Here is a 9438-nt window from a genome sequence, read left to right on the forward strand (position 1 = left end):
CTCCGATCCTAGCGTGCTTTTTTCAAACCAAGTTGTTCTCTTGCTTCCTGAGGGCTCATTGGCTCTGTCCCAATTCCCCTTAAAACGCTGACTGCTTTATCGACCAGCTGCGCGTTGGTTCCAAGCACACCTTTTTCCAAATAGAGATTGTCCTCAAGTCCCACGCGAACATTGCCTCCGAGTAGCGCTGCTTGTGCCACCATTGGCAGCTGCATCCGCCCAATTCCAAACGCGGACCAGCTTGCATTAGGGACAATATGATCGCGCATATAAATCATCGTCTCTGCATCTGCTTCGGCTCCCCAAGGAATCCCTAAACAAAATTGATACATCGGGTTCTCGTCCACCAACCCTTCTTGAATCAGCTGGTTCGCAAGTCGAATGTGGCCTGTATCAAAACACTCCATCTCCGGCTTCACACCGCTTGCCTGAATAAGCTTCGCGTGCTCCCTTAGCCACTCGGCCGGGCCCAGATAGACCTGATCGCCAAAGTTCAAGCTGCCACAGTCCAATGTGCAAATCTCTGGCAAAAGAAGTCCGACCGGTTCATGACGCTCCGCTGGCGTTTGGATATCCGTTCCTGGTCCACCTTGGGTCGGGGTTTCAAGGCTTGGAAAAAAGTCACCGCCGCCACCAGCGGTCAGATTAATCACAACGTCGGTCTCCGACTCGCGAATGCGCGCAACGACCTCGCTAAATAGCTCGACATCGTGGCTGAGCTGTCCTGTTTTGGGATCACGAACGTGGATATGCGCAATCGCCGCCCCTGCTTTCGCCGCTTCAATCGCGGAGTCGGCAATGTCCTTTGGCGAGACTGGAACGTGAGGGCTTTTCGCTGTGGTCTCTCCCGCCCCCGTTACGGCAGCTGTAATGATCGTTTTTTTATTCATTCGTACGACCTCCTTGGTCCTTGTTTTCATTTAGCGGTACGTAATCAAGCACCTCTCGACTTTCAAAGAAATCGACGAGACGCCGAATCCAATCGTAGTAGGTAATCCAGTCCTCAAGTTCCTGCTTCAATTCACTGATCTTCGCTTCAATCTCAGGTGCGGCGTCGTTCCCTGCATCTTGCTCAATCGCATCAATCTTATCTTGAAGACGGCGGGCGAGCAGCGAGTTCTTGCTGACGACTTCCATCCAATTCGTTGTAAACAGGGAAATGAACGTCTGGATGTAATCATTTTCTACAGTGTAATGTTCCTTACGACTGCCTCTCACCGACTCCTTGTCGGCAATATTGAGTGCCATCATTTCACGCATCACCTGACTCATTCTCGTGCGACTCATCCCTGTTTTTTCGGCTAGATCATCTAGCGTCATGGGCGCGCGGTTCAAATAAATGATCCCAAGCAATCGACCCACCGTGGACGAGACACCAAACGTATTCATATTATCAGCAATACGATCGGCAATTTGATTCTCCGCATGCTGCAATTCTTCCATCAACTCTTCCTTTGATTTCCGGCTCATGCTCCTCCCCTCCGTCCGCTCGTCTTTTTACAACCATCACTTTATCATTGTTGCCCAAAAAACGAAAAAATCACGTGAGGGAGGAAATCGGCGATAAACAAAGGAAATCAACGATATAAACATATGACAATCTGCACAATTAAAATTGCATGGATTTTAACATTTTTATAAACTTTACGTTTCAGCCTTTGTTTCCTATACTGTAGAAATGTTCGAGCAACAAAAAACGACACGGAGGTGTTTAGGCCTTGTTAGAGTTTAAACATGTAACAAAACGGTATAGCGGAGGCAAACCCGCTGTGAACGATCTAAATGTAACGATTGAAAAAGGAGAGTTCGTCTGCTTCATCGGACCAAGTGGATGCGGGAAGACGACCACCATGAAAATGGTCAATCGTCTTCACGAAGCTACAAATGGAGAAATTTTGATAGACGGAAAAGACATCAAAGACCAGGACCCAGTGAAACTGCGTCGTTCGATTGGCTATGTAATCCAACAAATCGGCTTAATGCCTCATATGACAGTTAAAGAGAACATTGTGCTTGTCGGGACTTTGCTCAAATGGTCGCAAGAGGAAAAAGAGGCACGAGCAAAGGAATTGATTCACCTTGTCGACTTGCCTGAGGCCTATCTGGACAAGTATCCGCATGAACTTAGTGGCGGACAACAGCAGCGAATCGGCGTGTTGCGCGCGCTCGCCACAAACCCTCCATTAATATTAATGGACGAACCATTCGGAGCGCTCGACCCGATCACAAGAGATACACTGCAAGAGGAGTTTAAAAAGCTGCAAAAAGAACTTGATAAAACGATTATCTTTGTTACGCATGACATGGATGAAGCCTTAAAGCTCGCTGACAAAATTGTCATTATGAAAGACGGAGAGATCGTCCAGTCCGGTTCGCCGGATGAAATCTTGCGCAGTCCTGCCAATCAATTTGTAGAAGACTTCATTGGCAAAGACCGTCTCATTCAAGGCCAGCCTGATGTGACGACGGTTGGGCAAGTGATGAGCGGGTCTCAGGTCACTGCCCAGGAAGATGAATCGCTCAAAGACGCAATTGGGCGAATGCGTGAGAAGCGGGTGGATTCCCTTTTGGTTGTCGATGAAAACAACGTCCTAAAAGGGTACATCGACGTGGAGATCATCAATTCCAATTACAAGAAAGCCAGCCTTGTGCGCGAAGTGATGGAAACAAACCTTTTCACCGTCCGACAAGATAGCTTGCTACGTGACACCATTCACAAAATGCTTCGTCGCGGGGCAAAATACGTTCCCGTTGTCGATGAGGACCACCGCATCGCAGGCATTGTTACCAGAGCAAGCCTCGCAGACATGGTGTATGACACAATTTGGGGCGATGGACTCGAAGTGGAAGAACCAATCGCCCAGAGTGTATAGGAGGTGACACTATGAACGCGATACGCGAATTTTTCTCGTCCTATGGTTCGGAGTTACTGATCAAAACCGGCGAACATTTATACATTTCCTTTGCGGCCATCCTGCTTGGCGTCCTTGTGGCCGTCCCGCTTGGTGTCTTGCTCACGCGGATTCCCAACGTCGCCGACCGCTTGATCTCGTTTGTTGGGATTTTGCAAACGATCCCGAGCCTCGCGATCATTGCTTTTTTCATCCCACTACTTGGGGTTGGAAAGTTCCCGGCGATCATTGCACTCTTTTTCTATTCAGTCTTACCCATTTTGAGAAATACGTATACAGGTGTGAAAAACGTCGATGCCAATGTGCGAGAAGCCGGAAAAGGCATGGGCATGAATCAGATCGAATCGGTGTTTAAAATTGAACTGCCCCTCGCCCTCCCTGTGATCATGGCTGGGATTCGTTTGGCGACCGTTTATTTGATTGGGTGGGCGACACTTGCTGCCTTCATTGGTGGCGGTGGACTCGGCGACTTTATTTTCGACGGTCTCAACTTGTATCAGCCTATGCTTATCGTCGCCGGTACCGTACCTGCAACGATTCTTGCCTTGATCACAGACCGAACCTTACATTTGCTTGAACAAAAGCTCACACCGAACGGCCTGAAAGAGAAGTCACAGCAGACAACCTAGGAGGTAGGTCAAAAATGAAGAGACGAATCAAAGCAATTCTGGCGACCAGTGCCCTCCTGATGATTTCAGGCTGTGCACTGCCCGGCCTTAGCGGTTCTACGACGAATACCCTTCGGATCGGGACGCTAGGAACATCAGAATCAGAAATTCTTGGAGAAGTTCTTTCTATTATGATTGAACGAGAAACCGATTTGGATACGGAACTGATTACTCATTTAGGCTCATCGGTTGTCCAGCACCAGGCGATGATGACCGATGACCTCGACATCACATCCACTCGCTACACAGGAACAGATATGGCTGGTGCTCTCGGAATGGAGCCAGTCAAAGACCCTGACGAAGCACTTAATATTGTCCAGCGTGATTTTCAGAGCGAGTTCGATCAAACGTGGGCCGAGACATACGGCTTTGAAAACAGCTATTCACTCGCCGTTACCGAAGAATTTGCGGAAGAAGAGGGCATCACAACGATTTCCGACCTTGAGGAGCATGCAGGTGATATGAGCTTTGGCGTCGACAACGCCTGGGTGAATCGCGTCGGGGATGGCTATGATGGATTCGTCGAGACCTATTTTGAATTTGGCGATGTATTTCCAATGAATATCGGCCTTGTCTATCAGGCGAACGCGAGCGGTCATATGGATGCCGTCCTCGCCTATTCATCCGACGGGCGCATTCAGGAGTTCGACTTACGAGTCCTAGAAGATGACAGACAATTCTTCCCGCCGTATGACGCCTCACCAGTGGTTCAAAATGAAGTGCTCGAGGAACACCCAGAAATCGCAGAAATTACAAAGAAACTAGAAAACACGATCACCACAGAGAAAATGCAAGAACTGAACTACCAAGCCGATGTCGACTTGCTAAACCCTGAACAAGTGGCTCGGGAATTCCTAGAGGAACATAACTACTTTGAAGAGGGGGATGAATAATGGAGACTTTGGAGCAATTCATGACCTATGTTTCGCAAAACGGCGGCTACATTTGGATGCAGTTTTACCGACACTTCCTCATGGCTGCTTACGGCGTTTTCTTCGCCGCTATTATTTCCATCCCGCTCGGCATTTTCATTGCTAAGTACGGGAAATTAAGTGGCTGGGTTCTGGCTTTTGGCAACATCATTCAAACGATCCCAGCCATCGGCGCGATGGCTGCCTTAATGCTTGTCATGGGTTTAGGCCCGCTCACCGTCGTTCTTACACTGTTCTTCTACTCGATCTTACCGATCACCCAGAACACGTATGTCGGCATGAAGGGCGTTGACCCTACCATCGTTGAAGCGGGCCACGCCACCGGCATGACGCGCTACCAACTTTTGCGCATGGTTGAATTGCCTCTAGCAATTAGCGTGATCATGGCTGGCCTCAGGACAGCGCTTGTTGTCGGGATCGGTATCGCGGCTGTCGGTGCATTTGTTGGCGCCGGCGGACTTGGAGCGATTATTTTAACAGGGACAAACGCGACAGATGGAACAGCGATCATTTTGGCAGGAGCGATCCCAACCGCCGTTATGGCAATTGTTGCCGACTTATTCATGGGCTGGGTTGAACGCAAGCTGCATCCGATTAAAAAATCGAAGCCAGCCGCAAGCTAAGGAGGGTAGACCAATGTTGAGAGAACAAATCGTTGAACGAGACGTCGAGTGTCAGCTTTCGGATGGCACCATTCTTCGCGCAGATGTCTATAGGCCGGATACTTCCGAACGCTACCCGGTACTGATGCTCCGCCTCCCTTACAATAAGAAGACGAAGCGCTACTATGATGAATATATAAGCGTCCCGCGTTTGGTCGATGCAGGGTACGTCGTCATTTTGCAAGACGTGCGTGGTCGTTTTGCCTCAGATGGCGAGTTTTATCCCTTTGTCGATGAAGGCAAAGATGGCTATGAAGCGGTGGAATGGGCAGCGACTTTGCCCTATACCAATGGAAAAGTCGGGCTTTTCGGCATGTCCTACCACGGGTATACACAGCTGGCCGCCGCTGTCTGCGCCCCTCCTTCTCTGAAGGCCATCGCTCCCGTCATGACAATGGCTGAGCCGCATGCGGCGATGTTGTCAGAGAAAAATGGGCCGGCGGACACAGGTTCGTTTTTCACATGGACGCTAGAATCGATCCTGCCTAATCAACTGGAGCGCCGCCGTCCTGAAAAGCTTGAGCAGCTAAAAACGTATGCTGGCCAGTTAACTAAATGGCTTGCCTATGCCCCGGCAAACGAATGGCCGCCGCTTAAAGACCTGGACCCTGATTCCTTTTTCTTTGATTTCATCAATCAGGAGCTGAGTGAGGATACGATGGAGCGCATCCATGTTTTGAACCGACTGGCCGATGTTGATATTCCCGCCCTCTTTGTCGGTGGCTGGTTTGATGCGTTGCTTGAACCAACGATCAAAGCATACCAAGCCTACGGCGGGCCGTCCTCGCTGTGGATCGGGCCGTGGACTCACTCGGAAATGACGGGGAGAGCAGGAGAGTTCTATTTTGCAGACAGCGCGACATCACTTGGGGTAGACAAGATCAAGGACCCAACCGAGCTACACATTCGCTGGTTCAATCACTGGCTCAAAGATGAGGTGCTCGGCATGGAAAAATCCGTACATGTCTATAAGATGGGGCAACGGCTCTGGGAAGCACTGGAAACCTGGCCTCCTCAAGGTGAGATGCGAAGCTTTTATCTGCAAAGTGAAGGAAACGCGCAGTCTCGTTATGGGAATGGAAAGTTAGTGAGCGAACCTCCTACGAGAGAGGGCGGGGATGGATTTGTTCACGACCCGAAAAACCCTGTGCCCGCACATGGCGGCAACTCGCTTGTTGCGGGGCAAGAGTCTGGCATGTTTGACCAGCGCGCCATTGAAAGCCGCAGAGATGTGCTTATGTACACAAGCGAACCGCTTGAAGCACATTGTGATCTTCTTGGTCTGGTTCAAGCCGAAATTTGGGTCTCCAGTGCTTCCTCGTTATTGGATCTGTTTGTTCGAGTGACGGACGTGTATCCCGATGGCCGGTCCTATAATGTCGTTGATGCCTATCAACGCGAAACCGTGAAGCCCGGTGTGCCATCATGCCTCTATATTACTGTGAATCATACCGCCTACCGCCTGAGGGGAGGTCACTCCATTCGCCTCGAGATTGCTGCTAGCAATGCCCCCCGCTTTGATGTGAATTTGAACAACGGGGAAACGACACGCACCTCTTCTGGTGGCGTAGCAAGTGAGCAAGTTGTTTACCATGGAGCACGGTATCCGTCGCGGGTGATTGTGCCGGTGGAAAAGTAGGAAAGCGCGCCTGCTGAATTAATACCACGAACACTCACAGAAATGAACCTGGAATCATCAACGTGTACAATATGGGGTTCCTGGGGTGGCTAGGCTTCGGAAATAGCTGTAACCTTGAAAAAGGGCCGACATTCCATCGGGGTCAACCTAACCTATTGCGGATCATTAACAGGCACAGGTTTTCTACTCTCTCTTGGGCTCGTCTCACTCACATCCGGGGCCTTCTCTCTCTCATTCAGGCTCTTCTTGATGTTAGTCTAAGAAGTGGACACAGGAATATGAGAATCGGAGTATAATACCCCTAACGATTAAAAGGACGTGTCCACGATGAAAAAATACAAGACTCAAGAGTACAGAGATTACGTTGCCAAACTAATTGTCGAAGAAGGAAGAGTCGCTCGGGAAGTTGCTTATGAACTGGAGCTCGCCTATTCGACCGTGTGTAAATGGGTAGCCGCATACAAAAGAAAAACGAAAACGGATCCGTCTGACGAAAAATATGTCACGCCTACAGAATTGAAAAAAATGGAAGGTGCGCATAACAAAAAATTCGAGAATTAGAAGAGGAGAACGAAATCCTAAAAAAGGCCATGCGCATCTTTACGAAAAACCACGAGTAATCTACAGCTTTATGTGGTGAGAGAGGTAACACGCGAGTGGAGTCCTGTTACGAGTCCAGCGGATGCAGCTCAGATTGCCCGCCATTTCATAGGAGAGGCCGACAGAGAGATCTTGCTTGTCTTAGTACTCAATCCTTGCATCTTAGATTGCCTATTCATAGGATGGATAAGGTCTTGAAGGAAGATGGAACGATATCAAACCATAAATCGATTTTATTATAGTTTTAATGAAATATAGGGTGGTGATAGGCGGGCGTTTATAAGTGACTAGTCAACAGATTTAAAGCAAGGGCCGGGACATATATGCCGCCTTCTGATAACCAGTTTGTGTATTGATAGTTATCTCCAACCTTTGCTTAATTTAAAAGCTGGAAAGGAGAGTTTTGGGTGTTTTGAAGAGCAGCCGCATTGCATGTGCTATGGTCTATATATATACATACAAAGTTCCTCTATTCTAGGTGTGTAAACCCTCTTTACATCGTTTTTGCTTACGTTTCGTTTGAATCGTGGGTATGCACAAATCAACCCCCATGAAACACCGTTCACCCTCCTAAATATCTTAGGAAGTCTCTCTCATTAAAATATACTTATTAATCAGTAAGTTCGTCCAAACGTTTTTCGTAATGTTTCATAGTCTATACTAAGCCATAAAATTGGCTCCCTAAAGGACCAGCTTTTTAGGGGAAATAGTAACATTTTGCGCGAGCAGCCCTATTATTGTTAACCAACTGGTTGACACTAAGGAAAGGAGGAAGAAATCTATGCACTCTTATCCTAGAAAGCAAGACAACAACTTTGCACTAATTGTTGTTCTATTCATTCTATTGATCATTGTAGGTGTATCTTTTATGAAGAAAGACGACTACTAGGAATCCGATCAACCTTTTAGCGGCTCTTTTTCACGCCAGAAGGTCTATAGTTAAGCGTAGAAAGAGCCGGTATTCTAATACAAGGTCATTGGGTGCAAAACCTCTCGCGTAGTTGGGAGGTTTTTGTTATGACAAAAGTTTGTATATATAATTCGCGTTTTTTGCTTTAGATTGTCAATTCCTTACTTCTCGCAACGAATTATGAGATAAAGATTTTGAAATGCTCCGAAGAAAACATGAAAAAGGCTCAGAATCAGTTCTGAGCCTTTTAGCGAGAGAAAATCTCTGGGTGTGAAGCTTCTAGGAAGTCGTGAGTAATTTGCTCAAACCAAATAGATGAATCCCTAAATAGCCGTGGAAGCCTTGGTTTACCCTAACTTTTTAACATATTAGCTAATGAAGCCAAATCCTTCGGTGCCTTTCCGTTCACAATTGTTTCCACGAGTCTGTCTTCCTTCTCCCGAGATACTGGACGGTTAGCTAGTCGTGCAACTTCCCTGATAATTCTTCGTACCGTTTGACGATCCTGAAAGTTTTCGTTTTTCAATGAATTAGCAAGGGCAAATAGGTCTTCTGTTTTCACGCCTTTCTGATTAATCATGTCAAATAGGTGATTGTTGTTGCTCATTGGCTCTCTCCTTTTTACTTAATTAGGACATGAATGGGTTTTAAGACGATCTTGAAGCGCGTAAGGTTTCCATTTACTGAACTAGACTGTATCAAAATAGGTAAAGGACCACCACGCCGACGATAATCAACAAGATAAACAACACCAAAACGAGAATAAATTCTGTTACATCCATTAATGGAACCGTCCTTCCTTTTGTCCTTCTTTCTATATATGCTTCATACGGTTCCTTCGTTAGAACAATCACCTAATATGAGATGAATTCAATCTTTTGTCCAGGGGAGTAGCGTTCGTTTAAGCTAGGGGTCTCTCCACATGTCCATCAAGTTAAGGCAAATGAGAACGCACATTTGTTATATTACAGCTTTACCTTTGACACTGGAGGATGATGTCAACAGCGTCATTGGTTGTAAAACCTCTTGCGTCGGTGAGAGGTTTTCATCTTTTGACACGATCCGAACGAACGCGTATTGAATAACTTAAGGATAAGACCTTTCAGAATGGAACC

General features: G+C 47.4%; 10 protein-coding genes. 7 read left to right on the forward strand and 3 right to left on the reverse strand.

What is annotated here, in order from left to right:
• Positions 1-8: 8 nt before the first annotated feature.
• On the reverse strand, positions 9-890 hold the full coding sequence (locus AVZ68_RS15735; protein WP_059105527.1) for a beta-keto acid cleavage family enzyme: 882 nt from the start codon (positions 888-890) through the stop codon (positions 9-11).
• Positions 883-1470 (reverse strand): GbsR/MarR family transcriptional regulator, encoded by a 588-nt coding sequence (locus AVZ68_RS15740; protein WP_059105528.1) that lies wholly within the window; start codon positions 1468-1470, stop codon positions 883-885. Before AVZ68_RS15740 ends, AVZ68_RS15735 begins: the two co-directional genes overlap by 8 nt.
• Positions 1471-1718: 248 nt before the next feature.
• Here AVZ68_RS15740 and AVZ68_RS15745 point away from each other — a divergent pair, with 248 nt between their 5' ends.
• The 7 genes from AVZ68_RS15745 to AVZ68_RS19940 all read left to right on the forward strand — a co-directional run bounded on the left by AVZ68_RS15745 (position 1719) and on the right by AVZ68_RS19940 (position 8302).
• Entirely contained in the window at positions 1719-2873 is a 1155-nt protein-coding gene (locus AVZ68_RS15745; protein ID WP_059105529.1) for a betaine/proline/choline family ABC transporter ATP-binding protein, read from the forward strand.
• Positions 2874-2884: 11 nt separating this feature from the next.
• Positions 2885-3541, forward strand: a complete 657-nt coding sequence (locus AVZ68_RS15750; RefSeq protein ID WP_059105530.1) for an ABC transporter permease — start codon at positions 2885-2887, stop codon at positions 3539-3541.
• Positions 3542-3555: 14 nt separating this feature from the next.
• Entirely contained in the window at positions 3556-4473 is a 918-nt protein-coding gene (locus AVZ68_RS15755) for an osmoprotectant ABC transporter substrate-binding protein (protein WP_059105531.1), read from the forward strand.
• Entirely contained in the window at positions 4473-5135 is a 663-nt protein-coding gene (locus AVZ68_RS15760) for an ABC transporter permease (protein ID WP_059105532.1), read from the forward strand. The genes AVZ68_RS15755 and AVZ68_RS15760 overlap by 1 nt, the downstream gene beginning before the upstream one ends.
• A gap of 13 nt (positions 5136-5148) precedes the next feature.
• The gene (locus tag AVZ68_RS15765; RefSeq protein ID WP_059105533.1) at positions 5149-6813 is read left to right on the forward strand and encodes a CocE/NonD family hydrolase; all 1665 of its coding nucleotides are present in this window, start codon (positions 5149-5151) and stop codon (positions 6811-6813) included.
• 327 nt (positions 6814-7140) lie between these two features.
• Positions 7141-7374 (forward strand): transposase, encoded by a 234-nt coding sequence (locus AVZ68_RS15770; RefSeq protein ID WP_082676696.1) that lies wholly within the window; start codon positions 7141-7143, stop codon positions 7372-7374.
• 820 nt (positions 7375-8194) lie between these two features.
• On the forward strand, positions 8195-8302 hold the full coding sequence (locus AVZ68_RS19940; RefSeq protein ID WP_082676698.1) for a YjcZ family sporulation protein: 108 nt from the start codon (positions 8195-8197) through the stop codon (positions 8300-8302).
• A gap of 373 nt (positions 8303-8675) precedes the next feature.
• Here AVZ68_RS19940 and AVZ68_RS15775 read toward each other — a convergent pair whose 3' ends face one another.
• Positions 8676-8930, reverse strand: a complete 255-nt coding sequence (locus AVZ68_RS15775) for a stage VI sporulation protein F (RefSeq protein WP_059105534.1) — start codon at positions 8928-8930, stop codon at positions 8676-8678.
• Positions 8931-9438: the final 508 nt, after the last annotated feature.

Source organism: Shouchella shacheensis (assembly GCF_001484965.1).
Lineage (GTDB): Bacteria > Bacillota > Bacilli > Bacillales > Bacillaceae_D > Shouchella > Shouchella shacheensis.